Genomic DNA, 24049 nt, shown 5'->3' with positions numbered 1-24049 from the left:
AGCCAGTCCGTCCGGACCGCCCGCCGACGCACCGCCGATCGGGACGGGCTAGCCTGAAGCCCACCCGAGCGGGCAATTCGGAACAGACGGATACACAGGCAGGCACAGAGACAGGCACCAGGAAACACCCCGCACGAAAAGGAGCCGCGGCCATGGCAGCGGGCGCCCCCAGGATCTTCGTATCGCACCTCTCCGGTGTCGCCGTCTTCGACCCCGCAGGCGACCAGGTGGGGCGGGTGCGCGATCTGGTCGTCATGCTGCGGGTGGGGCAGCGGCCGCCGAGGCTGCTCGGCCTCGTCGTCGAACTCGCCACCCGCCGCCGCATCTTCCTGCCCATGACCCGGGTCACCGCCATCCAGTCGGGCCAGATCATCACCACCGGCGTGCTCAACGTCCGGCGCTTCGAGCAGCGGCCCACCGAGCGGCTGGTCTTCGGGGAGCTGCTGGACCGGCGCGTGACGCTCACCGAGACCGGTGAGGACGTCACCGTCCTCGACCTGTCGGTGCATCAGCTGCCGGCCCGCCGGGAGTGGGAGATCGACCGGGTCTTCGTCCGCAAGGGCAGAAAGGGCAGCGCCTTCCGGCGGGCCAAGGGCGAGGCGCTGACCGTCGAATGGACCGCCGTCACCGGCTTCTCCCTGGAGGAGCAGGGGCAGGGTGCCGAGAACCTGCTCGCCACGTTCGAGCAGCTGCGCGCCGCCGACCTGGCCAACGTCCTGCACCACCTCTCCCCCAAGCGCCGGGCCGAGGTCGCCGCCGCCCTCGACGACGACCGGCTGGCCGACGTGCTGGAGGAACTCCCGGAGGACGACCAGATCGAGATCCTCGGCAAGCTGAAGGAGGAGCGCGCCGCCGACGTCCTGGAGGCCATGGACCCGGACGACGCGGCCGACCTGCTGGGCGAACTGCCGACGGACGAGCAGGAGCGGCTGCTGAACCTGATGCAGCCCGGCGACGCGGCCGACATGCGGCGCCTGATGTCGTACGAGGAACGCACGGCGGGCGGTCTGATGACCACCGAGCCGATCGTGCTGCGCCCGGACGCCTCCGTCGCCGACGCCCTCGCCCGCATCCGCGAACCCGACCTCTCCCCCGCCCTCGCCGCCCAGGTCTACGTCTGCCGCCCACCGGACGAGACGCCGACCGGCAAGTACCTGGGCACGGTCCATTTCCAGCGCCTGCTGCGCGAGCCACCGCCCTCGCTGGTCAGCTCGATCGTGGACAGCGACCTGCAACCGCTGGACCCCGAGGCGGATCTGCCGGCCATCGCCGGGTTCTTCGCCACGTACGACATGGTCGCGGCGCCCGTGGTCGACGAGGCGGGGGCGCTGCTGGGCGCGGTGACCGTGGACGACGTCCTCGACCACATGCTTCCCGACGACTGGCGGGAGACGGAATTCCATCTGGACGAGGAGGTGCCGACCGATGGTTCCTGAGCGCGAGACCCTGCGCGAGCGCACGCCGGCCGGCGCCACGGCCGCGAGCCGGCCGCGCGCGACCCGGCTCGACCAGCCCGGCGTGCCCAGGCGCCGGTTCCTGCCCGAGTACGACCCGGAGGCCTTCGGGCGGCTGTCGGAGCGCATCGCGCGCTTCCTGGGCACGGGCCGCTTCCTGGTCTGGATGACGGCCGTCATCATCCTGTGGGTGGCCTGGAACAGCCTCGCCCCGCGTGACCTGCGCTTCGACGAGTACCCGTTCATCTTCCTGACCCTGATGCTGTCGCTCCAGGCCTCCTACGCCGCTCCGCTGATCCTGCTCGCGCAGAACCGGCAGGACGACCGTGACCGGGTCAATCTGGAGCAGGACCGCAAGCAGAACGAGCGGTCGATCGCGGACACCGAGTACCTGACCCGCGAGATCGCCGCCCTGCGGATCGGCCTGGGCGAGGTCGCCACCCGCGACTGGATCCGCTCCGAGCTCCAGGACACGATCAAGGAGATGGAGGAACGGCAGAACGGCCACCGTCACGACCCCGTCGTATTCCCGGCGGAACGGTCACGGGGACGTGACGCAGACGACCGCTGACAGGCTTTCCTACGCACCGGTACAGCGCCGTACCATCGTCCTTATGGCTACGGAAGACGCGGTGCGCGAGGCACTGGCGACGGTGAACGACCCCGAGATCCACAAGCCCATCACCGAACTCGGGATGGTCAAGTCGGTGGAGATCGGCGCGGACGGGGCGGTCGCGGTCACCGTGTACCTCACGGTCTCGGGCTGCCCGATGCGGGAGACGATCACGCAGCGCGTGACCGACGCGGTCTCCGGCGTCGAGGGCGTCACCCGCGTCGACGTCACGCTCGACGTGATGAGCGACGAGCAGCGCAAGGAGCTGGCGAACGCCCTGCGCGGCGGCCAGACGGAGCGCGAGGTCCCCTTCGCCAAGCCCGGCAGCCTCACCCGCGTCTACGCGGTCGCCTCCGGCAAGGGCGGCGTGGGCAAGTCCTCGGTGACGGTGAACCTGGCGGCGGCCATGGCGGCCGACGGCCTCAAGGTCGGGGTCGTGGACGCCGACATCTACGGCCACTCCGTGCCGCGCATGCTCGGCGCCGACGGCCGTCCCACCCAGGTCGAGAACATGATCATGCCGCCGTCGGCGAACGGCGTGAAGGTCATCTCCATCGGCATGTTCACCCCGGGCAACGCCCCCGTCGTCTGGCGCGGCCCGATGCTCCACCGCGCCCTGCAGCAGTTCCTGGCCGACGTCTACTGGGGCGACCTGGACGTCCTCCTCCTGGACCTGCCGCCCGGCACCGGCGACATCGCGATCTCCGTCGCCCAGCTGGTCCCGAACGCCGAGATCCTGGTCGTCACGACCCCACAGCAGGCGGCGGCCGAGGTCGCCGAGCGCGCGGGCTCCATCGCCGTACAGACCCACCAGAAGATCGTCGGCGTGGTCGAGAACATGTCCGGCCTGCCCTGCCCGCACTGCGACGAGATGGTCGACGTCTTCGGCACGGGCGGCGGCCAGGTGGTGGCCGACGGCCTGACGCGCACGACCGGCGCCAACGTCCCGGTCCTCGGCAACATCCCCATCGACGTCCGCCTCCGCGAGGGCGGCGACGACGGCAGGCCGGTCGTCCTGACGGACCCGGACTCCCCGGCGGGGTCCGCGCTGCGGGCCATCGCAGGCAAGCTGGGAGGCCGCCAGCGGGGCCTGTCGGGCCTGTCCCTGGGGATCACTCCGAGGAACAAGTTCTAGATCGAGACGCCGCCTGGGGGCAGCGCCCTCAGGGGCGCGGGGAACTGCGCGAGGGGGCGCCGAAACACACGGCGCCCCTTCGATCAGGCGTATTCGGCGATGTCCTTCACCACGGCGAACCCCAAGCCGTACGCACTCATACCCCTGCCGTACGCACCGACATGGACACCCGCCGACGTCGACCCGGCCAACACCCACCCGAACTCGGACTCCCGGTAGTGGAACGCCGTCGGCACACCGTCGACCGGCAACGACAACGTGGACCAATCGGCCCCGTCGAGGTCGTCCGCCAGCACCCACGCCGTCTCCGTCTGCTGCTCCAGCCAGTCGTCCCGCAGAGAGTGATCCATCTGCCCGGGCCACGTGGCGGACAGCAGTCCCACACCCGCGAGCCACGCCGCGGAGGACACCGACGTGGCCTCCAGCAGCCCCGTACCGTCCGCACTGCGCCGCGAGGGATGCGCCGCGACGGTGACCACGACCGCGAACTTCTCCTTCGCCTCCTGATCACCCCCGGACACGAACTCGTTGCGCACCCTGGGTTCGTCCCCGTGCCCGATCGACCCGTGTTCCACGGCCCCGTCGGCCGTCGTACCGACCTGCATCAGCCAGCGCGGCCCCGTGAAGGCCTCGTCGAGGCCGTACCACGGGAAGGGCGCGCGCAGGTAGCCGTCGACGTTACGCCGGGCGGAGGGGACCTGTTGTCCGTCCTCCGCGGCCGGCGCCTGCGCGACTCCTGGACTCGTCGTCTCCATGTGCCCGGACGCCTCCTCGCTCTAGTCGGACCGGAACGGCCCGCCCCCCTTCGGGCGTACTCTTCCGGTCCGCACAACAACTCGGCAGCATAGCCACACCGCTGCGAGCAGCAGGGAAAGCGCCCGGCGCGTGCGCCGCACGGGGGCCTGGTTCAGGCCGTACACAGCCCGACCGGAGTATGAAACGCGTCACGCGAGTCGCTCAGGTGGCGTCCGCGTCGAAGGGCGGACGGTCGTCCCGGTCCGGCGTCTCGGGCTTCTTCGTCATGTCGATACGGCCACCGGACGAACCGGCGGAGCCGGAGGACGACGTGTCGGAGTCACGGCTGTGGACGGCGTCGGTGACCTCGGCCATCTCCTTCTTCAGGTCGAAGCCGTTGCGGATCTCCTTGAGCCCCAGGTCCTCGTTGTCCAGCTGCTTGCGGATGAACGCCTTGGGGTTGAGGTCCTCGAACTCGAAGTCCTTGAACTCCGGGCCGAGTTCCTCACGGATGTCGTTCTTGGCGCTCTCCGAGAACTCACGGATCTTCCGGATCGTGCGTGTCACGTCCTGGATGACCTTGGGGAGCTTGTCCGGACCGAAGACGAGCACGGCAAGGACGATGAGCGTCACCAGCTCGAGTGGTCCTATGTCATTGAACACCTGAAGCTCCTTGCGATGTCCTCGGTCCTCGGCCCTCGGTGGTCGGCCCTCGGTGGTCGGTGCGGGTCTTGCCGTGGTCCGGGCCGGGTCCACGGTACCCGGCGATCCTGTCCGACCGGTACTGTCCCGAGAGCTCCGAGTGCGAGGAGTGGGAGCGCTTTCCGAATTGTTTGCCTGGTTGGTCCCTGTGCTTCCCGGACATCACGTCTCAGCTGCCACCGGAGGAGCCGAGGACGAGTGAGACCGTCCGTTCCTTGCCGCCGCGCTCCAGCGTCAGCTCCAGCCGGTCGCCGGGACGGTGGGCCCGGGTCTTGACGATCAGTTCCTCGCCCGAGTGGACCCGCTGACCGTCGACCGTGGTGATGACGTCGCCCGCCTTGATCCCGGCCTTGGCGCCCGGCCCGTCCGCGGTGACCGGCGGTCCGCCCTCGCTGCCCTCGGCGGCGACCCGGGCGCCGTCGCCCGTGTAGTCCATGTCCAGGGTGATGCCGATCACCGGGTGGGTCGCCCCGCCGGTGTTGATCAGCTCCTCGGCCACGCGTTTGCCCTGGTTGATGGGTATGGCGAAACCGAGGCCTATGGAGCCTGACTGGCCGCTCTCCAGTTCGGAGCCGCTGTCCGCCGAGCGGATGGCCGAGTTGATGCCGATGACCCGGCCCCGGGAATCGAGCAGGGGCCCGCCGGAGTTGCCGGGGTTGATGGGCGCGTCGGTCTGGAGCGCGTCGACGTACGACACGTCGCCGCCGTCGCCCTTCTCTCCGCCCGCCGTGATGGGCCGCTGCTTGGCGCTGATGATGCCGGAGGTGACGGTGCCGGCCAGGTCGAAGGGCGCGCCGATGGCCACGACCGGATCGCCGACCTGCATGTTGTCCGAGTTGCCGAGGGGCAGCGGGGTGAGGCCGCGTACGCCCTTCACCTTCACAACGGCGAGGTCGTAGCCACTGTCCCGGCCGACGAGCTCGGCCTGGGCGGTCTCCCCGCTGTTGAACGTCACGGTGATGTCACCGGAGGATCCGGCGGGCCGCACGACGTGGTTGTTGGTGAGGATGTGGCCGCGGGCGTCGAGCACGAAGCCGGTGCCGGTGCCCTGTTCGCCGGAGCCGCTCACATGCAGGGTGACCACGCTGGGCAGGGCCCGTTGGGCGATCCCGGCCACGCTGTCGGAGTCCCGCCCTGCGGACTCCTTCCCGGCCTGCGGGAGCTCGACGGTCCCGATGCCCCCGTTCCGCTCCAGATACGTCCCTGCCACGCCGCCGATCCCTCCGGACAGGAGCGCCAGCAGCACGGCACCGCCCGCCAGGGCCTTCCTGCCCCGCTTGCGCCGCTGTTCCGTACTGGGCACACCGGCCCCGGTCTGCTGGAGAGGCCCGGGAGCCGCCCAGGGGTCGTATCGCTGCCAGGGGTCGGGAGCGGGTGCCGCAGGTGCCGGTGCCGCGAGTGCAGGTCCAGGTGCCGGTGCCGGGATGCCGGGAGCCGTTGCCTGCGCCTCCGGTGCGACGGCTGCCGGCGGGACGGGTGCGCCCGGTATGGACGGCCGACTCGGTATCGCCGTGCCGTGCGTCGGCGTGGCCGCCGCCGGATGCTGGACGGGCGGCGCGGGCGCCCAGGGGCCCGGTTCGCCGTAGGGCGGGGTGCTGTACGGGTCGGGATCGTGCAGCGGCTTGGCCGCACCGCCGACCGGCATGGCGGGCTCCACGGCGGTGCCGGCGGGCTCCTCGGGACGCCTCAACTCGTAGTCACCCGCGTCCTCGTCCTGCCGCACGGCGGGCCGCGCCAGCTCGAAGTCGCCGTCGCTGCCGACGTCTGTGCCGGCGTCTGTGCCGATGCCGGTGACGGTGACGGTGACGGTGACGGTGTCGGTGTCGACGGAGTCCGCCGGAGCCGCCCCCTGCCCCTCCGGCTCGCCCGGCTCCCCCTGAGCGTCCTGCGGCCGTGGACGGCTCCACCACTTCGCCTTCGTGGGCTTCCCCTCGTTCATGCTCTCCCCACAGCCGCGGCACGGCTCGAATGCGGTGACCGCGGTTCGTCGAATCGGCGCCCGGCCACGCCTCGGCAGCGGGCGACAACCCCCGGATTCAATCAGGTTCGCCGCCCGGTGCGCAGAGGCCGGTCAGCGGGCCGTCCGCGAGGAGGCGGAAGGAGAGGGGGCCGGGGTCGGGTCCGGGAGGGGCACGGCGAGCAGGGGCCCCGCGATCTCGGGGACCGCGGACCACGAGGTCAGGGCCGCCGGCGCCACCTCGAGCGGATGTATCAGCGGGGACATGGCCACGGCACCGGCCACCACGGGGGCGGTCAGCGCGTGCACGGCGTGGTGCCGGGTGGCGGGCGGCATTCCGGGCAGCAGCGGTGCGGACACCTCGGTCGGGGCGACCGGGGTCTGGCCGAGCATGCTCTGGCCGTGCACCTGTCCGAGCAGTGGCGCAGCACCCCGGCGCCGCTGGGATTCCGGCGTCGTCGCGCCCGCCCCCTGCGTGCGCGTCGGCGTCACGTTGCTTCCCGTGCCGGAGCCGCTGCGGGCTTCCGTGTCTCCGGGGGTGCCGGTGGTGACGCCGCCCAGGGCGATCGCGGCCAGGGACACGGCCCCGGCGGCCGCGAACGCGAACCGCAGCCGCGAGGAGGACCTGTCGGTCTCGGACCGGCCGACGTCGTGGATACGGAAACCCCGGCCCCCCGAAGGAAGGCCTCGGCTGTCGGAAGGCAGCACGGGGATGTGCGGCCGGGACGGGGCGTACCCGAACTCGAACCGCTCGCCGCGCTTCGCGCCGAAGGCCCCGGACGAACCGAACCGTCCGGACAGTCCGCCGGGCAGCCCTCCGCCACCCGGGGGCATACCGTCACCGTCCGGGTCGCCCCCCGCGGGTAGTCCCTGCAGGCGGGCCAGGAAACTCTCCGAGGGAGGCGGTGGGGCCGCCTCGGCGAAGACGTTCTTCAGCCGGCGCTGGGCGTCCACCTCCGCCTTGCATTTCGGGCAGGTGGCCACATGCGCCAGTACGCGCTCCCGCGCGTCATGACCGAGCTCTCCGTCCACCAGGGCGGAGAGTCGGTCTCCCAGGTGCTGCTCTGCGAGGTGTCCCTCGGAGGACTCAGGACGTGATCCGCTCACGCGCTCGTGCCCCCTCCTCCCAGTGCGGGAACACGGGGCACGAAGGAGCGGCGCTCGGCACGCGCCTCCGGGGAGCGGTGCGCGAGGGCCTTGCGCAGCTGGGAGCGGCCACGGTGGATCCGCGAGCGGACCGTGCCGAGCTTGACGCCGAGCGTCGCGGCGATCTCCTCGTACGACAGTCCTTCGATGTCGCACAGGACGACCGCGGCGCGGAACTCGGGGGCCAGGGTGTCGAGGGCCTGCTGGACGTCGGCGTCGAAGTGCGCGTCGTTGAAGACCTGCTGCGGCGTGGGCTCCTTGCTGGGCAGCCGCTCGGCCGCGTCCTCGCCGAGCGCGTCGAAGCGGATGCGCTGCTTGCGGCGGACCATGTCCAGGAACAGGTTCGTGGTGATGCGGTGCAGCCAGCCCTCGAAGGTGCCCGGCGTGTAGGTCGACAGGGAGCGGAAGACACGGACGAAGACCTCCTGCGTGAGGTCCTCTGCGTCGTGCTGGTTGCCGGTGAGGCGGTAGGCGAGCCGGTAGACCCGGCCGCTGTGCGTGCTGACGATCTCCTCCCAGGTGGGCGGAGTCCACGCCTGCCCGTCCGCGTCGGTGGAGAAGGTCGCGGTCTGGGCGAAGTCAGCGGCGTGGCTGTGGTCAGCAGTGTCGTTCACGGATGTCGGCCTGCCCGCTGATCCGAGGAAGCGCCGGAACACTCCTCCGCGATCCACAGGCGCAGCCGCACCTCCCCTGTCAGCTCTGGTGGTGTCCAGTGGAGCCCCTACCATAGCCACCTCGCCCGTTAGGACCGGATAAGCGGTTTTACGAGAATTTGATCTGGGCTGATACGCCTCGTACTGCTGCGACGGCACTTGCTCGGCGTCCTCGTCCACTGCCTGCCCCCCGTCCCGGCCCGCGCCACTCGCTCATCCCTTTAAACGACCGGTCCCATCTGCGGGTTCCCGCACCCAACGGATACAGTCACGCCGAGGCATTCACGGGGACAGGAGAGGGTCATTACCGGCAACCGGCAGACGAGCTGGGCGTTCGCCGACGCCTATGTCGCCGAGGACGAAGCGCTGCACTGGGCCCGGGACCGGGCCCGTGAGGCAGGGCTGCGCTCGGTGACGCCCGGCACGGGCGCCGCGCTGCGGTTGCTGGCCGCCTCCGTCGACGCGAAGGCCGTCGCGGAGATCGGGACCGGCTGTGGTGTCTCCGGCATCCACCTCCTGCACGGTATGCGGCCGGACGGTGTGCTGACGACCGTGGATCCCGAACCGGAGCACCAGCAGTTCGCCCGCCAGGCCTTCCGCGCCTCCGGCTTCGCCAGCAACCGGGCCCGCTTCATCCCGGGCCGTGCCCTCGACGTGCTGCCCCGCCTCGCGGACTCCGGCTATGACCTCGTCTTCTGCGACGGCGACCGCCTCGAGGTCATGGACTACCTCGCTGAATCGTTGCGGCTGCTGCGCCCGGGTGGGCTCGTCGTCTTCGAGGGCGCCTTCGCGAACGGCCGAACGGTGGACTCCGGACCGCAGCCCACCGAGGTGCTGCGACTGCGGGAACTGCTGCGCACGGTGCGCGAGAGCCAGGAGCTGGTGCCCTCACTGCTGCCGGTGGGCGACGGTCTGCTGTGCGCGGTGAAACGCTAGCCGGATCGCACGTTAGCGGAGCGGATGCCGGGGCAGGCGAAAGTCATTGATGAGAAAACAACCGCCCCGGCACCACAGATGATGCCGGGGCAGCTGAAAGGGTATGGCCGCTTGCGCCTCAGCCGACGACCTTCTTGAGGGCGTCGCCCAGCGCGTCGGCCTCGTCCGGGGTCAGCTCGACGACGAGCCGACCGCCGCCTTCGAGCGGAACGCGCATGACGATGCCCCGCCCCTCCTTGGTCACCTCGAGCGGGCCATCGCCCGTCCGCGGCTTCATGGCCGCCATGCTCGTTCCCCTTCCTGAAACCCAGCTCATCGTCAAAGCCGTCGGCCCCGAGAAGGGCACACGTGCGGCCCTGAGCAGGACTCGCGACACCGGCATCGAACACATTGCTTCCAAGCCATTATCCCGCATCTCAGGACCCGATGACCAACATCAGTAGGCATCGCTTGGGCAACGCACGCGAGCAAAACCACTCAATTCGGCGAAGTGACTGCGATACTCCGCCACCGCACACACATCCGCCGAACGGAATCGGGCAAGAATTCTTTGACGCAGGTCACACGTCCGGTCCGGTCACCTGTCGGCGATCTCCGTCATGCTGTCCTGCAGAACCGGGACCTACCGACCGGTAGGTCCCGAGCAGCGACACGGAGGGGATACCCCATGGCCGACACCGTGCTCTACGAGGTGAGCGACGGGCTCGCGACGATCACGCTGAACCGCCCCGAGGCGATGAACGCGCTGAACGTGGAGGCCAAGGTCGCCCTGCGGGAGGCGGTCCGGTCCGCGGCGGACGACGCCGCGGTGCGGGCGGTGCTGCTGACCGCCGCCGGTGACCGGGCGTTCTGCGTCGGGCAGGACCTCAAGGAGCACATCGGGCTACTGGTCCAGGACCGGGAGACCGGTTCGAGGCAGACCATGAACACCGTGCGGGAGCACTACAACCCGATCGTGCGGACGCTGGCCGAGGCGGCGAAGCCTGTCGTCGCCGCAGTGAACGGGGTGGCGGCCGGGGCGGGCTTCGGCTTCGCACTGGCGGCGGACTACCGGATCGTGGCGGACACGGCCGCGTTCAACACCTCGTTCGCCGGGGTGGCGCTGACCGCCGACTCGGGGATCTCCTGGACGCTGCCGCGGGTGATCGGCCCCGGCCGGGCGGCCGACCTGCTGCTCTTCCCGAGGAGCATCAGCGCGCAGGAGGCGTACGAACTCGGCATCGCCAACCGGCTGGTGCCCGCCGGCGAGCTGCGCGCGGAGGCCGAGAAGGTGGCACGGGCGCTGGCCGAGGGTCCGACGGTGGCGTACGCGGCGCTCAAGGAGGCGGTGGCCTACGGGCTGACGCACTCCCTGGAGGAGACCCTGGAGAAGGAGGACGAGCTGCAGACGCGGGCGGGGTCCTCCGAGGACCACGCGATCGCGGTGCAGGCCTTCGTCAACAAGGAGAAGCCGAAGTATTTGGGCCGGTGAGTTCGGGGGTGTGACGCGCCGTCGGGGGCTGCGGGTCGCCGGTGGTTGATCGCGCAGTTCCCCGCGCCCCCTAGGGGGCGCTTCTCGCCACGCATGTCTCCAGGTGATCGTCCACCAGGCCGCACGCCTGCATCAGCGCATACGCCGTCGTCGGGCCGACGAAGCGCAGGCCCCGCTTCTTCAGCGCCTTGGAAAGGGCCGTCGACTCGGGGGTGACGGCCGGGACGTCGGAGAGGGTCTTCGGGGCCGGGCGGGTGCCCGGCTCGGGGGCGTGGGACCAGATCAGTTCGTCCAGGTCGCCCGGGGCCCATTCGGCCAGCACGCGCGCGTTGGCGAGCGTCGCGTCGATCTTGGCGCGGTTGCGGATGATGCCGGCGTCGGCCAGCAGGCGCTCACGGTCCTCGTCGGTGAAGTCGGCCACCGAGGCGATCTTGAAGTCCGCGAAGGCGGCACGGAAGCCGGGGCGGCGGCGCAGGATCGTGATCCAGGACAGGCCGGACTGGAAGGCCTCCAGGCTGAGACGTTCGTAGAGGGCGTCGTCGCCGTGGACCGGGCGGCCCCACTCCTCGTCGTGGTACGCCACGTACTCCGGGGCGGACAGGGCCCAGGGGCAGCGCAGCGCGCCGTCCGGGCCGGCGAGGGCGGTGCCGTCGCTCACGGCCGGTCCTCCTGTCGCGGACCTGGCTTGTCCATGGACACGTGGTTTTCCGCGGACGCGTGGTGCTGCGGGGTCACCGGGCCGTGGGTGGCGGCCGCCCGGGCGCCCGCCAGGGCCGATTCCAGGTCGGCGATGCGGGCGTCGCGCTCGGCGAGCTCGGCGCCGAGGCGGCTGAGGGCGTCGTCCACGTCCCCCATGCGGTAGCCGCGGGCGGCGAGCGGGAAGCGGAGGCTCTCCACATCCGCGCGGTCGACCGGGCGGTCCGGGGGCAGCGGGTCCCGGAGCTGCTCGGGGGCGGCCTCGGGCAGCGGGCCGTTCTCCCCGCCGCCCACCACGGCCAGGGTGACCGCGCCGACCACGAGGACCAGCGCGACCACCAGGAACAGGAACATAACCATCGCGGGGCCCCCACGGCAGGTGTCTCGGAGTCTTCGAAAGACGGATGTTGTCAGGCTCCGATCGTGCCATGCGAGTCTGACAGTTAGGGTCGCAGGCGGCGGAAGACGGGGACGTACCAGGAAAGGTCACAGGGGATGCTCAGGCTGGGCAGGCGGGAATTCGAGCCGCGCGAGCCGGTGATCATGGCGATCGTGAACCGGACCCCGGACTCCTTCTACGACCGGGGTGCGACCTTCCGCGACGAGCCGGCCCTCGCGCGCGTGGAGCAGGCGGTGGCCGAGGGAGCCGCGATCATCGACATCGGCGGGGTCAAGGCCGGGCCGGGCGAGGAGGTCACGGCCGAGGAGGAGGCCCGGCGGACGGTCGGGTTCGTGGCCGAGGTGCGGCGGCGGTTCCCGGACGTGATCATCAGCGTGGACACCTGGCGGGCCGAGGTCGGGGAGGCCGTGTGCGAGGCCGGGGCCGATCTGCTGAACGACGCGTGGGGTGGGGTCGATCCGGGGCTCGCCGAGGTCGCCGCGCGGTACGGGGTGGGGTTGGTCTGCACGCACGCGGGCGGTGCGGAGCCGCGGACGCGGCCGCATCGGATCGAGTACGACGATGTCGTGGCCGACATTCTGGATGTGACGGTCGGGCTGGCGGAGCGGGCGGTGGCGCTGGGGGTGCCGCGGGAGTCGATCATGATCGACCCGGGTCATGACTTCGGGAAGAACACCCGGCACAGTCTGGAGGCGACTCGGCGGCTGGACGAGATGGTCGCCACGGGGTGGCCGGTGCTGGTGTCGCTGTCCAACAAGGACTTCGTGGGCGAGACGTTGGACCGGCCGGTCAAGGAGCGGGTCGTGGGGACGTTGGCGACGACGGCGGTGTCCGCGTGGCTGGGGGCGCAGGTGTACCGGGTGCACGAGGTCGCCGAGACGCGGCAGGTGCTGGACATGGTCTCGGCGATCGCGGGGCATCGGGCTCCTGCCGTGGCGCGGCGGGGGTTGGCCTAGCCCGGGCACCAGGGGGCTCCGCCCCCTGGACCCCCGGCCTGTGCCCACCCGCCACCCGAATCACCCGGACAAGAAGTCCGACTCGCCCCACCCGCATCACCCGGACGGGAAGCCCGGCTCGCCCGCCCGAAGCGGGCCGGCAGGAGGCTGGGCTCGGAACGCCTCTAGCGCCCCGCCTCCTTCGACACCAGCGCCACCGCCTCGTCCACGTCGTCCGTGACGTGGAACAGGAGGAGGTCCTTCTCCGCGGCCTTGCCCTGGGCGATGACCGTGCCGCGGAGCCAGTCGACCAGGCCGCCCCAGTACTCGCTGCCGAAGAGCACGATGGGGAAGCGGGTGACCTTCTGGGTCTGGACGAGGGTGAGGGCCTCGAAGAGTTCGTCGAGGGTGCCGAGGCCGCCGGGCAGGACCACGAAGCCCTGGGCGTACTTGACGAACATCATCTTCCGGACGAAGAAGTAGCGGAAGTTCAGGCCGATGTCGACGTACGGGTTCAGCCCCTGCTCGAAGGGCAGTTCGATGCCCAGGCCGACCGAGATGCCCTTGGCCTCCAGGGCGCCCTTGTTGGCCGCCTCCATCGCGCCCGGGCCGCCGCCCGTGATGACGGCGAAACCCGCGTCGACCAGGCCCTGCCCCAGTCGCACGCCCGCTTCGTACTCGGGTGAGTCCGCCGGGGTCCGGGCCGAGCCGAACACGCTGATCGCGGGCGGGAGTTCGGCGAGCGTGCCGAAGCCTTCGATGAACTCCGACTGGATGCGCAGCACGCGCCAGGGGTCGGTGTGGACCCAGTCGGAGGGGGCTCGCTCGTCCAGCAGCCGCTGGTCGGTGGTGCTGGCCTGCACCTGGTCCCGCCGCTGGAGGACCGGGCCCAGGCGCTTCTCCTCCGGCGGCTGCTTCTTCCCCTCGGGGTTGCCGGTCGCCATGTGCGCTCCCTCCGTCGTGCCTGTCGTTCCACCTCAGCGTAGATCTACGCGGGTTACGAACGAGGGACGTGAGCATGTCCGCGATGAAGCGCCGTAAACACGAGGGGCGCCCCGGCCGGGTCAGGCCGTCAGCCAGCTCCTCAGGCGTTCCTCGCCCGCGAGGATCTTCGCGGTCTCCACACGCTCGTCCCGCTTGTGGGCCAAGTGGGGGTTGCCCGGGCCGTAGTTGACCGCGGGGACGCCGAGCGCCGAGAAACGGGAGACGTCCGTCCAGCCGTACTTCGGCATCGGGGTGCCGCCCACCGCCTCGATGAACGCCTTCGCCGCCGGGTGGGACAGTCCCGGCATCGCCGCGCCGCTGTGGTCGACGACCTCGAACTCCGCCACGCCGCAGTCCGCGAAGACCTCCCGGACGTGGGCGACGGCCTCCTCGGGCGTGCGGTCGGGCGCGTAGCGGAAATTGACGGTGACGACGCACTCGTCGGGGATCACGTTGCCGGCCACTCCCCCGCTGATGCCGACCGCGTTCAGGCCCTCGCGGTACTCCAGACCGTCGATGACCGGCCAGCGGGGTTCGTAGGAGGCCAGGCGGGCGAGGATCGGGGCGGCCGCGTGGATCGCGTTGGAGCCCATCCAGCCGCGTGCCGAGTGGGCCCGCTCGCCCGTGGTCTTCAGCAGCACCCGCAGGGTGCCCTGGCAGCCGCCCTCGACCTGGCCGTCCGAGGGCTCCAGGAGCACCGCGAAGTCCCCCTCCAGCCACTCGGGGTGCGTCTCGGAGACGTGCTTGAGGCCGTTCAGCTCGGCGGCGACCTCCTCGTTGTCGTAGAAGACGAAGGTCAGGTCGCGGTTGGGGGCCGGGACCGTGGCCGCGATGCGCAGCTGCACGGCGACGCCCGACTTCATGTCGCAGGTGCCGCAGCCCCACAGGACGCCGTCCTCGTCGAGCCGGGAGGGGACGTTGCCGGCGATCGGGACGGTGTCGATGTGGCCGGCCAGGATCACCCGCTCCGAGCGGCCCAGGTTCGTACGGGCCACGACGTTGTTGCCGTACCGGTCGACCGTCAGATGGGGCAGCGCGCGCAGCGCGGTCTCGACGGCGTCCGCGAGCGGCTTCTCGGTGCCGCTCTCGGAGCGGAAGTCGACGAGCCGGGCGGTGAGCTCCGCGGCGTCCAGCGTGAGGTCAAGCGAGGTGTCGGCCATGCCGTCGACCCTAACGCGCCAGTCGGTGTGCCCACTGTCCCCACCTGGCACATGGGAATCCATACTCTCCAGTACCTTGTACGGCGTGCCAGAGCCGTCCTCCCCCAAACGCCGTGGCCGCCTCTTCCGATGCGGATCCGCCTTCGTGATCCTGCTCGCGGTCGCCGGTTACCTCGTCGTGCAGTACATCACCGGAGGCACGGGCGAACCGGGCTGCAAAGTCGTCTCGGGCAAGGGCGACGGGGCGTCGTACGCGTTCTCGCCCGAGCAGGCCGTGAACGCGGCGACGATCACCGCCGTGGGCACCGGGCGCGGGCTGCCGGAGCGCGCGGTGACCATCGCGCTGGCGACTGCGCTGCAGGAGTCGAGCCTGCGCAACATCAACCACGGCGACCGGGACTCGCTCGGGCTGTTCCAGCAGCGTCCCTCGCAGGGCTGGGGCACGCGCGAGGAGATCCTGGACCCCACGTACTCGGCCGGCGAGTTCTACGACCACCTGGTCAAGGTGCCCGGCTACACACGGCTGCCCCTCACCGTCGCGGCGCAGCGGGTGCAGCGCAGCGGCTTCCCGCAGGCCTACGCCAAGCACGAGCCGGACGCCGCGCTGCTCGCCGCCGCCCTCACCGGCCAGTCCGCGGCCACGCTGACCTGCGAGGGCCGTCCGGCCGCGACCCGGGCGACGGGCCCGGACGGGGTGCGTACCGCGCTCGTGCGGGACTTCGGGCGCGATGTGCTGGAGCCGGCCGGCGCCCAGGTGGGCGACTCGTCGGCGGCCACTCCGACGCCGTCCCCGAGCGGCGCTACGGGCGATTCCGACGGGCGGACGGTGACGCTGCCGGTGACGGCCGAGACGGGTTCCGCGACCGGGCGTAGCCTGGAGCGGCGCGGCTGGCAGCTGGCGCACTGGGCCGTGGCCAATGCTTCCGAGCTGCACATCGCGCGCGTGACGTACGCCGGGCGTGAGTGGGTCGCCGGGAACACCGCCAGCGAGTGGCGCGCTCCGACGGCGAAGGGCACCGCGGGGGCGGAACGGGACACGGGCGCCGTCCGTATTGTCACGATGCGCTAGATCGCGCAGGGGTACGGGAACTCACCCCTGGGGGTTACCCGCGCGGCTCGGCGGCGACGGTGTGCGCAGGTTTTCGCGCCCTCACCCGGGAATCCGTGAAAACCCTTGGGCCTACAGGGCTGGAAGGATTCGGCGGACTTTCCGGCCTGGGCCTTTTTGCCCGTTTGTCCGCAGCCGATTATGCGACGCATTACCAACTCTTTACGTTGCGACGCCGCAACCTTCCCGGGCTTCGAGCGGTAGTCACTGCGTCCGAGCCGGGGCGGTCAACAGCCAGTCGATCAACTCCCGGAGCCGGTCGGACACTTCACGAACCTCACTGTTCTCTCCGTCGAAGGAGCACCATGTCCCTCCCCCTGACCCGCCGGATCGCCCGTGCCGCGCTCATTGTCGCTGCGGGGGCGGCTGCCGGGGTCGGTGCGGCCGGCTCCGCCAGTGCGGCCCCCGAGCTGCCGGCCAACCCGAACCTCGGCGGACTGACCGCCCTGGACGGGGCGAACGTCGGCAACACCGTCGACGGCGCGGCGACGGACGTCAGCAAGTCCGCCGGTGACACCGGCAGCAAGGCCGTCAAGAAGGCGGTGCCGGCCGCGGGCAAGCTCGGCGGCAAGACGGTCAAGAAGGCCACGCCCGTCGCGCAGAAGGCGGCCGGTGAAGCGGCCGGCTCCGCCGGACAGCTCGTCGGCGAAGCCGCGGGTTCGGCGCAGGGGGGCCTGCCGACGGACTCCCTGACGAAGGGCGGCGTGCCGTCCGCGAACACGCTGCCGGCGAAGGGCCTGCCGGTCGGCTGACGCCCACCTCAGACCGCTGAAGGGGTCCAGGGAATGTCCCTGGACCCCTTCACTGTGCTCCGTGTTCGCCGCGTTCCGTGCCCGCCGGACGCGACGGCTCCGGCTGCTACAGACGTCGTACCGCCGCCGCGATCCGCTCGTCCGTCGCCGTCAGGGCCACGCGGACGAACTCCGCGCCCGCCGAGCCGTAGAAGTCGCCGGGGGCCACGAGGATGCCTCGGTCCGCGAGGTGGGCGACCGTGTCCCAGCAGGATTCGCCCCTGGTGGCCCACAGGTAGAGGCTGGCCTCGCTGTGCTCGATGCGGAAGCCGTGGGACAGCAGGGCCTCGCGCAGGAGGGCACGGCGGGCCGCGTAGCGCTCGCGTTGGACGCGGACGTGGTCGTCGTCGCCCAGGGCCGCCACGACGGCCGCCTGCGTCGGCGCGGACGTCATCATGCCGCCGTGCTTGCGGATCTCCAGGAGAGGGCTCAGGACGGCCGGGTCGCCGGCCAGGAAGGCCGCGCGGTAGCCCGCGAGGTTCGAGCGCTTGGAGAGGGAGTGGACGGACACGATGCCGTCGTACGAGCCGCCGTTGACGTCGGGGTGCAGCACCGAGACCGGGTCGGCCTCCCAGCCCAGCTCCAGGTAGCACTCGTCGGAGAAGAGCAGGATGCCGTGCTCGCGGGCCCAGGCCACGATCCGGGCGAGGTCCGCCTTCGAAAGGACCTTGCCCGTGGGGTTCGACGGGGAGTTCAGCCAGAGCAGCTTCAGGCCCTCGGGGTCCAGCTCCGTCGGGTCGTCGTAGACCTCGTACTCGGCACGGGCCAGGCGGGCGCCCACCTCGTACGTCGGGTAGGCCAGGCGCGGGTAGGCCACCCGGTCGCCCGGTCCGAGGCCCAGCTGGGTCGGGAGCCAGGCCACGAGTTCCTTGGAGCCGACGATCGGCAGGACGTGGCCGTGGGTGACGTCGCGGGCACCGAGACGGCGCTCGACCCAGCCGGTGATCGCGTCGCGCAGCTCGGGCGTGCCCCAGACAGTCGGGTAGCCCGGCGAGTCCGCCGCTTCGACCAGCGCTTTCTGGATCAGCTCGGGAACCGGGTCGACCGGGGTGCCGACGGACAGGTCCACGATGCCGTCCGGGTGGGCGGCGGCCGTGGCCTTGAACGGCGTCAGCTTGTCCCAGGGGAAAGCGGGGAGACGGTCGGAGACTGCGGACACGGTTTCTGGCTCACTTTCTGGTACGTACGAGCCGTCGTAGGCCAAACGCCTCGGCCCCGTACGGCGACCAGGGTGTGATCGGGCCGTACGGGACCGAGGCGGCACGGTGTGCGGCCGCTCGTGGTGGCTAGGCCTGCGGCGGCAGCGCGGCGATGAAGGGGTGGTCGCGCTCGATCAGCCCCAGCTTGCTGGCGCCGCCGGGCGAGCCGAGCTCGTCGAAGAACTCGACGTTCGCCTTGTAGTAGTCCTTCCACTCCTCCGGGGTGTCGTCCTCGTAGAAGATCGCCTCGACCGGGCAGACCGGCTCACAGGCACCACAGTCGACGCATTCGTCCGGGTGGATGTACAAGGACCGGGAGCCCTCGTAGATGCAGTCGACCGGGCACTCCTCGATGCACGCCTTGTCCTTGACGTCGACACAAGGCTGCGCGATGACGTAGGTCACGCTGTCGTTCCTCCTCGATAGGGCGCTGGCGGGCCTCCTCAGGCTCCGCCGCCTGGCGCGCGGGAGCGCGGCGTCGTCGATGCCCGCCCCTAGTATCTCCGTTCTTGGGCATGATCCGAACAGGAGGGGTGTACCGACCTGTGGAAATCTCTGCCGCCGGGCGTCTCGAGGTGGCCATCACCGCTGCTGACGTGGGCAAACGGGTCTCCGTACGGAGCTTGATCGAACATGCGGCTCCGGGTGAGAAGTTCACCGACACGGTCGGCGTTCTCACATCATGGGACGAAGGTGTGCTGCTGATCACACGCCGGGGTGGCGAGAGCGTCCGCATCGCGGAATCCGCGCTGGTGGCGGGCAAGGTGGTGCCCGCCGCTCCGGCGCGTCGCCGTGGTCCGGCCGCCTCGTACGAGGAACTGGCCCGGGTCGCCGCGCGGGCCTGGCGGCCCGTGGAGAGCGAGCGGCTCGGCGACTGGGAGCTGCGGGCCGCGTCCGGATTCACGCGGCGGGCCAATTCGGTGCTGCCGCTCGGCGAGCCGGGCATGCCGCTCGACGAGGCGCTCGTCGCCGTCCGGCGCTGGTACGGCGACCGCGGGCTGCCCGCCTACGTCCAGACCGCGACCGGCGCCGAGGGCACGCAGGAGCTGCTGTGTGCCGAGCTGGAGGCGCGGGGCTGGGTGCGGGAGGTGACCGCCGAGCTGTGGATCGGGCCGCTGGCGCCGGTCGCCGACCGTGCCGATCCCTCGGGCGTCGGGCTGTCCCGGGAGACGGACGACGCATGGCTGGCCCGGTACCAGCGCAAGGGCGTGAGCGAGGTGGCGCTGCGGGTACTGGGGAGCGGACCTTCGGTGTGGTTCGCGACGGTTCCGGGCGCGGTCGAGGGTGCCGCTCCGGCCGCCATCGGGCGGTGTGTCGTCGACGGGCGGTGGGCCGGGTTCGCCGCCGTCGAGGTCGATCCGGAGTCGCGGCGGCAGGGGCTGGGCACGGCCGTGATGGCGGCGCTGGCCCGGCGGGCCCTCGACGAGGGCGCGTCGGCCGCGTGGCTCCAGGTCGAGGCCGAGAACGCGGGAGCGCGGGAGCTGTACGCCGGGATGGGCTTCGCCGCGCACCATGCCTACCACCACTACCGGGCGCCGGAATCCGGCGGCAACGGCCGGTAACCGATCGTCGTGAGAGGGCACGAGCCAGGTATGCGTCCCCCCTATCCCCCGTCCCCGGAGCGCTCCGCCGAGCTGCGGCGGCGGTTCGCCGAAGAGGCCCGGTCCGAGCGGCCCGATCTGTCGACGCTGTGCCTGCTGGTGGGCGCTGAGGCGGACCGGGAGCTGGACGAGGCGGGCCTGGACACCGCTCAGGTCGAGCTGGACCGGCTGGCGGGGCTGCTGCCGTACCGGCCCGGCGGGCCGCGGGCCTGGGCTGTCGCCCTGCGGGAGCTGCTCGGTGAGCGGATGGGTTTCGGCGGGAGCCCGGCCGACTACCAGCGGCTGGAGTCCTCGCTGCTGCACGAGGTGCTGGTGCGGCGCAGGGGGTTGCCGATCCTGCTGTCCGTGGTGTGGATGGAGGTGGCCCGGCGGGCCGGGGCGCCGGTGTACGGGGTGGCTCTGCCGGGGCATTTCGTGGTCGGGTTCGGGCCTGACGAGGGGCAGGTGCTCGCCGATCCGTTCGACGGGGGGCGGGTGCTGACGGGGGCGGACGCGGAGGTGCTGGTCGCCGGGGCGACGGGGACGGGGCGGCTCGATCCGGAGATGCTGCGGCCGGCGGATCCGCTGGAGGTGGTGCTGCGGATCCTGAACAACGTGCGGGCGTGGGCGGCGGCTCGGCCGGAGCGGTCGGATGTCGCGCTGTGGGCGGTGGAGTTGTCGCTGCTGTTGCCTTCGCATCCGGCACGGTTGCGGTACGAGCGGGCGCGGTTGCTGGTGCAGCGGGGGGACTTCGTGCCGGGGGCCTTGGAGTTGGAGGCGTACGCGGAGGTTGTTTCCGCGGTAGATGAAGAGGCTGCCGAGCGGGTGCGGGGGGAGGCTTTCGCGGCTCGGGCGATGCTCAACTGATGCCCTCTCGCCGTCCGACTTGTGCTGTTTGGCATGTGCGGGTGCGTTGTGGTTGATCGCGCAGTTCCCCGCGCCCCTAAAAAGTTTTACAGCCAGCCCTTTTCTCGTGCTGTCCGGACCGCCTCCGCTCGGTTTCTCACCGCCAATTTCTGGATCGCCGTGGAGAGGTAGTTGCGGACGGTGCCCTGGGAGAGGTGCAGGGTTGCCGCCAGTTCGGCGTTGGTGGAGCCGTCGGAGGCTGCTCGGAGGACTTCTCGCTCGCGGTCCGTCAGCGGGTTGGCGCCGTCCGCCAGGGCCGCTGCCGCGAGGGTGGGGTCGATGACGCGTTCGCCGGTGAGGACCTTGCGGATCGCTTCGGCGAGCCGGGCCGCGGGGGCGTCCTTGACCAGGAAGGCGTCGGCGCCGGACTCCATGGCGCTGCGGAGGTAGCCGGGGCGGCCGAACGTGGTGAGGATGACCAGCTTCACGGCCGGGAGCTCCTCGTGGAGGCGTGCCGCCGCCTCTATGCCCGTCGCACCGGGCATCTCGATGTCCAGGAGTGCCACGTCGACGGCGTGTTCGCGGGCCGCTTCCAGGACCTCGTCGCCGCGGGCCACCTGGGCGACGACCTCGATGTCCGCTTCCAGGCCGAGCAGGGCGGCCAGGGCCTCGCGGACCATCGACTGGTCCTCGGCGAGGAGGACCTTGATCGTGCGGCTCATGCCGGGGATCCTACGTCCGCCGGGTCGGCCGTCGGCACGCGGGCGACCAGGCGGAAGCCGTGCTTGAGCGGGCCCGCCTCCAGGGTGCCGCCCGCCTTGGCCAGGCGTTCGGTGAGGCCCGTGAGGCCGTTGCCGTAGCCGTCGTCCGGGCCGCCGGAGCCGTTGTCCTCGACGGTGAGTTCGAGCACCGGGCCGTCGAGGGTCTGGCGGCGCAGCAGCTCGACCGTGCAGCGGCGCGCGCCGCTGTGCCGTACGACATTGGTGACCGCCTCGCGCAGGGCCCAGGCGAGGGCGGACTCGCTGTCCTCGGGGACGCCGGCGAGGCCGGGCGGCTCGGCGGGCAGGTCGGTGGTGACGCCGGCCGCGGTCAGGGCGACCCGGGCACCGGCGAGTTCGGCGCTCAGACGGGGGCGCCGGTAGCCGGTGACGGCCTCGCGTACGTCCACGAGGGCCTGGCGGCTGACCTGCTCGATGTCGGCGACCTGCTGGGCCGCCTCGTCGGGCCGGCCGGGGAGCATCCGGCCGGCCAGCTCGCTCTTGAGGGTGATCAGGGAGAGGGAGTGGCCGAGCAGGTCGTGCAGGTCCCTGGCCAGGCGCAGGCGTTCCTCGTTGGCGGCGAGCTGGGCGACGGTGGCGCGGGCCTCGCGCAGGGCGATGGTCGTCCGGACGAGTTCGCGTACGCCGGTCATGGCGAAGCCGCCGAGCAGGGCCGGGATGAGGAGCCCGGCCAGGAAGGAGTGACCGTCCGGCACCGCGAACGCCACGGCGGTCAGCAGGGCGCACGCGGCCGGGATCGTCCAGCGGGCCATGCGCAGGGGCAGGGCCGCCCCCGAGGCGATGGAGACGTACACGAACAGCACCAGCCACTCGCGACCCAGGGTCAGGGCGAGGAGCGTGGACTGGGCCGCGAGGACCCCGAGCGAGCCGAGCACCAGGGCGTTGCGCTCGCCGCGGCCGGTGCGGAAGACCAGCAGCATGTACCAGGTGACGAACGCGGCCAGGCCGATCCAGCCGAGGATCCGCACGCCCGTGCTGTGGCCGCCGTGCAGCAGGTCGGTGACGGGCGCGCTCAGGTAGACCAGCCAGATGCCGGTCCACAGCGACTTCACCGCCCGCTGCCGGCGGTTCACCGGGCGCTGCCCGATACCGAACCCGACGCCGCTCACGCCTTCAGGGTGTCCTTCCGGTACAGCCAGGCCGCGCCGCCCGCGAACAGGGCGAACGACACCACGAGGACGGCGAGGTCCTGGACGTGCGGGGCGCGGCTCTGCTCGATGGCCTGCCCCAGGGCAGCGTACGCGTGCGTGGGAAGCCACTTCGCGATGTCCTGCAGCCAGTCCGGGAACGTCGTCGTGGGCATCCACAGGCCGCCCAGCATCGACAGGCCGAAGTAGGTGATCATCGTGATCGGGCGGACCGCGTCGCCGCTGGCGAGGTAGCCGAGGGCGACACCCAGCGCGGCGAAGACGAGGCTGCCGGCCCAGATCGCGCCGGTGAGGGCGAGCCACTGCCAGGCGTCCAGGGTCACGCCCTTCACGGCCGCCGCGACGGCGAAGACGATGACGATGGACGGCAGGCTGACGACGGCGGCGCTCGCGGTCTTGGCGAGGACGTAGCCGCGGCCCGGCAGGGTGGTCAGGCGCAGTTGCCGCACCCAGCCGCCCTCACGCTCCTTGGCGATGCGCTCGCTGTTGCCCATGAGGACGGCCGTCAGAGCGCCGAAGGAGGCCATGGAGACCATCATGTAGGTCGGCAGGGTCAGGCCGGAGCCGGGGACCTTCGTGGTGCTGTCGGCGTTGCCCGCGATGATCAGGAACAGCACCGACGGGTAGATCACGGAGAAGAAGAGGAACTTGCGGTTGCGCAGGGCGCGGGTGAGTTCCAGCTTGATCAGGCTGTTCACTTCGACTTCGCCTCCTCGGCGGCGGTGATCGCGACGAAGGCCTGCTCCAGGCCGAGCCCGGCGACTTCGAGGTTGCGGGGGTAGACGCCGAGGCCGTAGAGGGCGTGGACGGTCGCGTCGGCGTCGGTGGACTGGATGCGGACGGTCCGGCCGGAGACGGCCAGGGAGGTCAGGAAGGGCAGGCCGCGCAGGGCCGCCTCGTCGACGGTGTCCGCCAGGTCGAAGGAGACGCGGCGGGCGCCCGCCTTGGCCTTGATCTCGGCGGCCGTGCCGTCGGCGAGGAGCCGGCCGCGGTGCAGCACGAGGACCCGGTCGGCGATCGCGTCGGCCTCCTCGAGGTAGTGGGTGGCGAAGAGGACGGTCCGGCCCTGGTCGGCCTGCTCGCGCATGGTGGCCCAGAAGGCCTGGCGGGTGGTGACGTCCATGCCGGTGGTGGGCTCGTCCAGGACGATGAGGTCGCTGTCGCCCGCGGTGGCGAGGGCGAAGCGGACGCGCTGGGCCTGGCCGCCGGAGAGCTTGTTGACCTTGCGGCCGGCGATCTGGGCGATGCCCGCGCGGGACAGGACCTCGGAGGGCTGGTACGGCTTCGGATGCAGGTCGCAGGCGAGCCGCACCAGTTCGGCGACCGTGACCTCGTCCATCAGCCCGCCACTCTGCAGCATGGCGCCCACGCGCCCGGCGACGATGGCCTCCCGAGGGCCGGCGCCGAAGAGGCGGACCGTGCCGCTGTCGGGCTTCTTGAGACCCAGGAGCAGATCGAGGGTGGTGGACTTGCCGGCGCCGTTGGGGCCGAGCAGCGCCACGGTCTCCCCCGGGCGCAGGGTCAGGGTCAGTTTGTCCACGGCCCGGACGGTGTCGTATGCCTTGCTCACCTGGTCGAACGCGACCACCGAGGCTGTCATTGCCATACGCGTTGTCATACG

26 protein-coding genes are annotated in these 24049 nt (G+C 71.5%); 10 read left to right on the top strand and 16 right to left on the bottom strand.

Going from position 1 to position 24049, the window contains the following annotated elements:
• Nucleotides 1-152 precede the first annotated feature (152 nt).
• From AC07DF_RS03795 to AC07DF_RS03785, 3 genes are read left to right on the top strand one after another with little or no spacing between them, the layout of a single operon-like run.
• Complete coding sequence (locus AC07DF_RS03795) at nt 153-1436, top strand: magnesium transporter MgtE N-terminal domain-containing protein (RefSeq protein ID WP_478966600.1); 1284 nt, start codon at nt 153-155, stop codon at nt 1434-1436.
• Entirely contained in the window at nt 1426-2025 is a 600-nt protein-coding gene (locus AC07DF_RS03790; protein WP_478966598.1) for a DUF1003 domain-containing protein, read from the top strand. Before AC07DF_RS03795 ends, AC07DF_RS03790 begins: the two co-directional genes overlap by 11 nt.
• 43 nt (nt 2026-2068) lie before the next feature.
• The gene (locus AC07DF_RS03785; protein ID WP_184590765.1) at nt 2069-3202 is read left to right on the top strand and encodes an Mrp/NBP35 family ATP-binding protein; all 1134 of its coding nucleotides are present in this window, start codon (nt 2069-2071) and stop codon (nt 3200-3202) included.
• A gap of 83 nt (nt 3203-3285) precedes the next feature.
• Here the strand turns inward: AC07DF_RS03785 and AC07DF_RS03780 are convergent, their stop codons facing one another.
• The 5 genes from AC07DF_RS03780 to sigE all read right to left on the bottom strand — a co-directional run bounded on the left by AC07DF_RS03780 (nt 3286) and on the right by sigE (nt 8470).
• Complete coding sequence (locus AC07DF_RS03780; RefSeq protein WP_478966596.1) at nt 3286-3957, bottom strand: hypothetical protein; 672 nt, start codon at nt 3955-3957, stop codon at nt 3286-3288.
• A gap of 202 nt (nt 3958-4159) precedes the next feature.
• Nucleotides 4160-4600: a sec-independent translocase gene (locus AC07DF_RS03775; RefSeq protein WP_478966594.1), complete on the bottom strand. Its 441-nt coding sequence runs from the start codon at nt 4598-4600 to the stop codon at nt 4160-4162.
• A 208-nt stretch (nt 4601-4808) separates the two neighbouring features.
• Complete coding sequence (locus tag AC07DF_RS03770) at nt 4809-6578, bottom strand: S1C family serine protease (RefSeq protein WP_478966592.1); 1770 nt, start codon at nt 6576-6578, stop codon at nt 4809-4811.
• 132 nt (nt 6579-6710) lie between these two features.
• Nucleotides 6711-7628, bottom strand: coding sequence for an anti-sigma factor family protein (locus AC07DF_RS03765; RefSeq protein ID WP_478967583.1), 918 nt, complete (start codon nt 7626-7628; stop codon nt 6711-6713).
• A gap of 71 nt (nt 7629-7699) precedes the next feature.
• Nucleotides 7700-8470 (bottom strand): RNA polymerase sigma factor SigE, encoded by a 771-nt coding sequence (gene sigE / locus AC07DF_RS03760; protein WP_478966590.1) that lies wholly within the window; start codon nt 8468-8470, stop codon nt 7700-7702.
• A gap of 162 nt (nt 8471-8632) precedes the next feature.
• Here sigE and AC07DF_RS03755 point away from each other — a divergent pair, with 162 nt between their 5' ends.
• Nucleotides 8633-9331, top strand: coding sequence for an O-methyltransferase (locus tag AC07DF_RS03755; protein ID WP_478967581.1), 699 nt, complete (start codon nt 8633-8635; stop codon nt 9329-9331).
• A gap of 118 nt (nt 9332-9449) precedes the next feature.
• Here AC07DF_RS03755 and AC07DF_RS03750 read toward each other — a convergent pair whose 3' ends face one another.
• Nucleotides 9450-9617, bottom strand: a complete 168-nt coding sequence (locus AC07DF_RS03750; protein ID WP_003966491.1) for a DUF3117 domain-containing protein — start codon at nt 9615-9617, stop codon at nt 9450-9452.
• Nucleotides 9618-9998: 381 nt separating this feature from the next.
• Here AC07DF_RS03750 and chcB point away from each other — a divergent pair, with 381 nt between their 5' ends.
• Nucleotides 9999-10802 carry a 2-cyclohexenylcarbonyl CoA isomerase gene (gene chcB, locus AC07DF_RS03745; RefSeq protein WP_478966588.1) on the top strand — a complete coding sequence of 268 codons (804 nt, stop codon included), beginning with the start codon at nt 9999-10001 and terminating at the stop codon, nt 10800-10802.
• Between the two features lie 70 nt (nt 10803-10872).
• Here chcB and AC07DF_RS03740 read toward each other — a convergent pair whose 3' ends face one another.
• Together AC07DF_RS03740 and AC07DF_RS03735 are read right to left on the bottom strand one after the other, a co-directional pair.
• A complete protein-coding gene (locus AC07DF_RS03740; RefSeq protein ID WP_478966586.1) occupies nt 10873-11460 on the bottom strand; it encodes a DNA-3-methyladenine glycosylase I in 588 nt (195 codons plus the stop codon).
• Complete coding sequence (locus AC07DF_RS03735; protein WP_478966584.1) at nt 11457-11858, bottom strand: DivIVA domain-containing protein; 402 nt, start codon at nt 11856-11858, stop codon at nt 11457-11459. The genes AC07DF_RS03740 and AC07DF_RS03735 overlap by 4 nt, the downstream gene beginning before the upstream one ends.
• A gap of 135 nt (nt 11859-11993) precedes the next feature.
• Here AC07DF_RS03735 and folP point away from each other — a divergent pair, with 135 nt between their 5' ends.
• Complete coding sequence (gene folP / locus AC07DF_RS03730) at nt 11994-12854, top strand: dihydropteroate synthase (RefSeq protein WP_478966582.1); 861 nt, start codon at nt 11994-11996, stop codon at nt 12852-12854.
• Between the two features lie 164 nt (nt 12855-13018).
• Here the strand turns inward: folP and AC07DF_RS03725 are convergent, their stop codons facing one another.
• Both AC07DF_RS03725 and dapE read right to left on the bottom strand, forming a co-directional pair.
• Nucleotides 13019-13777 (bottom strand): LOG family protein, encoded by a 759-nt coding sequence (locus AC07DF_RS03725; RefSeq protein WP_454363710.1) that lies wholly within the window; start codon nt 13775-13777, stop codon nt 13019-13021.
• Nucleotides 13778-13897: 120 nt separating this feature from the next.
• Complete coding sequence (gene dapE / locus AC07DF_RS03720; RefSeq protein WP_478966579.1) at nt 13898-14977, bottom strand: succinyl-diaminopimelate desuccinylase; 1080 nt, start codon at nt 14975-14977, stop codon at nt 13898-13900.
• An 85-nt stretch (nt 14978-15062) separates the two neighbouring features.
• On the opposite strand from dapE, the gene AC07DF_RS03715 reads away from it, so the two are divergent.
• Together AC07DF_RS03715 and AC07DF_RS03710 are read left to right on the top strand one after the other, a co-directional pair.
• Entirely contained in the window at nt 15063-16046 is a 984-nt protein-coding gene (locus tag AC07DF_RS03715; protein WP_478966577.1) for a VldE C-terminal domain-containing protein, read from the top strand.
• Between the two features lie 344 nt (nt 16047-16390).
• Complete coding sequence (locus AC07DF_RS03710; RefSeq protein WP_478966575.1) at nt 16391-16837, top strand: ATP-binding protein; 447 nt, start codon at nt 16391-16393, stop codon at nt 16835-16837.
• A 106-nt stretch (nt 16838-16943) separates the two neighbouring features.
• Here AC07DF_RS03710 and AC07DF_RS03705 read toward each other — a convergent pair whose 3' ends face one another.
• Both AC07DF_RS03705 and fdxA read right to left on the bottom strand, forming a co-directional pair.
• On the bottom strand, nt 16944-18035 hold the full coding sequence (locus tag AC07DF_RS03705; protein ID WP_478966573.1) for a bifunctional succinyldiaminopimelate transaminase/glutamate-prephenate aminotransferase: 1092 nt from the start codon (nt 18033-18035) through the stop codon (nt 16944-16946).
• 127 nt (nt 18036-18162) lie between these two features.
• A complete protein-coding gene (gene fdxA / locus AC07DF_RS03700) occupies nt 18163-18480 on the bottom strand; it encodes a ferredoxin (RefSeq protein WP_010047804.1) in 318 nt (105 codons plus the stop codon).
• 140 nt (nt 18481-18620) lie between these two features.
• On the opposite strand from fdxA, the gene AC07DF_RS03695 reads away from it, so the two are divergent.
• On the top strand, nt 18621-19637 hold the full coding sequence (locus AC07DF_RS03695; protein WP_478966570.1) for a GNAT family N-acetyltransferase: 1017 nt from the start codon (nt 18621-18623) through the stop codon (nt 19635-19637).
• Between the two features lie 30 nt (nt 19638-19667).
• Nucleotides 19668-20522 carry a transglutaminase family protein gene (locus AC07DF_RS03690; protein WP_478966568.1) on the top strand — a complete coding sequence of 285 codons (855 nt, stop codon included), beginning with the start codon at nt 19668-19670 and terminating at the stop codon, nt 20520-20522.
• Nucleotides 20523-20608: 86 nt separating this feature from the next.
• Here AC07DF_RS03690 and AC07DF_RS03685 read toward each other — a convergent pair whose 3' ends face one another.
• Genes AC07DF_RS03685 through AC07DF_RS03670 form a run of 4 tightly spaced genes read right to left on the bottom strand, consistent with a single transcriptional unit; the run spans nt 20609 to nt 24034 of the window.
• Entirely contained in the window at nt 20609-21223 is a 615-nt protein-coding gene (locus AC07DF_RS03685; RefSeq protein ID WP_478966566.1) for a response regulator transcription factor, read from the bottom strand.
• The gene (locus AC07DF_RS03680) at nt 21220-22389 is read right to left on the bottom strand and encodes a sensor histidine kinase (protein WP_478966564.1); all 1170 of its coding nucleotides are present in this window, start codon (nt 22387-22389) and stop codon (nt 21220-21222) included. The genes AC07DF_RS03685 and AC07DF_RS03680 overlap by 4 nt, the downstream gene beginning before the upstream one ends.
• Nucleotides 22386-23126 (bottom strand): ABC transporter permease, encoded by a 741-nt coding sequence (locus AC07DF_RS03675; protein WP_478966562.1) that lies wholly within the window; start codon nt 23124-23126, stop codon nt 22386-22388. The genes AC07DF_RS03680 and AC07DF_RS03675 overlap by 4 nt, the downstream gene beginning before the upstream one ends.
• Nucleotides 23123-24034: an ABC transporter ATP-binding protein gene (locus tag AC07DF_RS03670; RefSeq protein ID WP_478966560.1), complete on the bottom strand. Its 912-nt coding sequence runs from the start codon at nt 24032-24034 to the stop codon at nt 23123-23125. Before AC07DF_RS03670 ends, AC07DF_RS03675 begins: the two co-directional genes overlap by 4 nt.
• Nucleotides 24035-24049: the final 15 nt, after the last annotated feature.

This window comes from Streptomyces sp. NPDC044719 (assembly GCF_056433405.1).
This window is presented reverse-complemented; position numbering and strand designations above follow the sequence as displayed.

What these genes read in the sequence shown, in the direction of transcription:
- AC07DF_RS03795 (WP_478966600.1), top strand. Translation starts at nt 153, where the DNA reads ATGGCAGCGGGCGCCCCCAGGATCTTCGTATCGCACCTCTCCGGTGTC.
- AC07DF_RS03790 (WP_478966598.1), top strand. Translation starts at nt 1,426, where the DNA reads ATGGTTCCTGAGCGCGAGACCCTGCGCGAGCGCACGCCGGCCGGCGCC.
- AC07DF_RS03785 (WP_184590765.1), top strand. Translation starts at nt 2,069, where the DNA reads ATGGCTACGGAAGACGCGGTGCGCGAGGCACTGGCGACGGTGAACGAC.
- AC07DF_RS03780 (WP_478966596.1), bottom strand. Translation starts at nt 3,957, where the DNA reads ATGGAGACGACGAGTCCAGGAGTCGCGCAGGCGCCGGCCGCGGAGGAC.
- AC07DF_RS03770 (WP_478966592.1), bottom strand. Translation starts at nt 6,578, where the DNA reads ATGAACGAGGGGAAGCCCACGAAGGCGAAGTGGTGGAGCCGTCCACGG.
- sigE (WP_478966590.1), bottom strand. Translation starts at nt 8,470, where the DNA reads ATGGTAGGGGCTCCACTGGACACCACCAGAGCTGACAGGGGAGGTGCG.
- AC07DF_RS03750 (WP_003966491.1), bottom strand. Translation starts at nt 9,617, where the DNA reads ATGGCGGCCATGAAGCCGCGGACGGGCGATGGCCCGCTCGAGGTGACC.
- chcB (WP_478966588.1), top strand. Translation starts at nt 9,999, where the DNA reads ATGGCCGACACCGTGCTCTACGAGGTGAGCGACGGGCTCGCGACGATC.
- AC07DF_RS03735 (WP_478966584.1), bottom strand. Translation starts at nt 11,858, where the DNA reads ATGGTTATGTTCCTGTTCCTGGTGGTCGCGCTGGTCCTCGTGGTCGGC.
- folP (WP_478966582.1), top strand. Translation starts at nt 11,994, where the DNA reads ATGCTCAGGCTGGGCAGGCGGGAATTCGAGCCGCGCGAGCCGGTGATC.
- AC07DF_RS03725 (WP_454363710.1), bottom strand. Translation starts at nt 13,777, where the DNA reads ATGGCGACCGGCAACCCCGAGGGGAAGAAGCAGCCGCCGGAGGAGAAG.
- dapE (WP_478966579.1), bottom strand. Translation starts at nt 14,977, where the DNA reads ATGGCCGACACCTCGCTTGACCTCACGCTGGACGCCGCGGAGCTCACC.
- AC07DF_RS03710 (WP_478966575.1), top strand. Translation starts at nt 16,391, where the DNA reads ATGTCCCTCCCCCTGACCCGCCGGATCGCCCGTGCCGCGCTCATTGTC.
- AC07DF_RS03690 (WP_478966568.1), top strand. Translation starts at nt 19,668, where the DNA reads ATGCGTCCCCCCTATCCCCCGTCCCCGGAGCGCTCCGCCGAGCTGCGG.
- AC07DF_RS03685 (WP_478966566.1), bottom strand. Translation starts at nt 21,223, where the DNA reads ATGAGCCGCACGATCAAGGTCCTCCTCGCCGAGGACCAGTCGATGGTC.
- AC07DF_RS03670 (WP_478966560.1), bottom strand. Translation starts at nt 24,034, where the DNA reads ATGGCAATGACAGCCTCGGTGGTCGCGTTCGACCAGGTGAGCAAGGCA.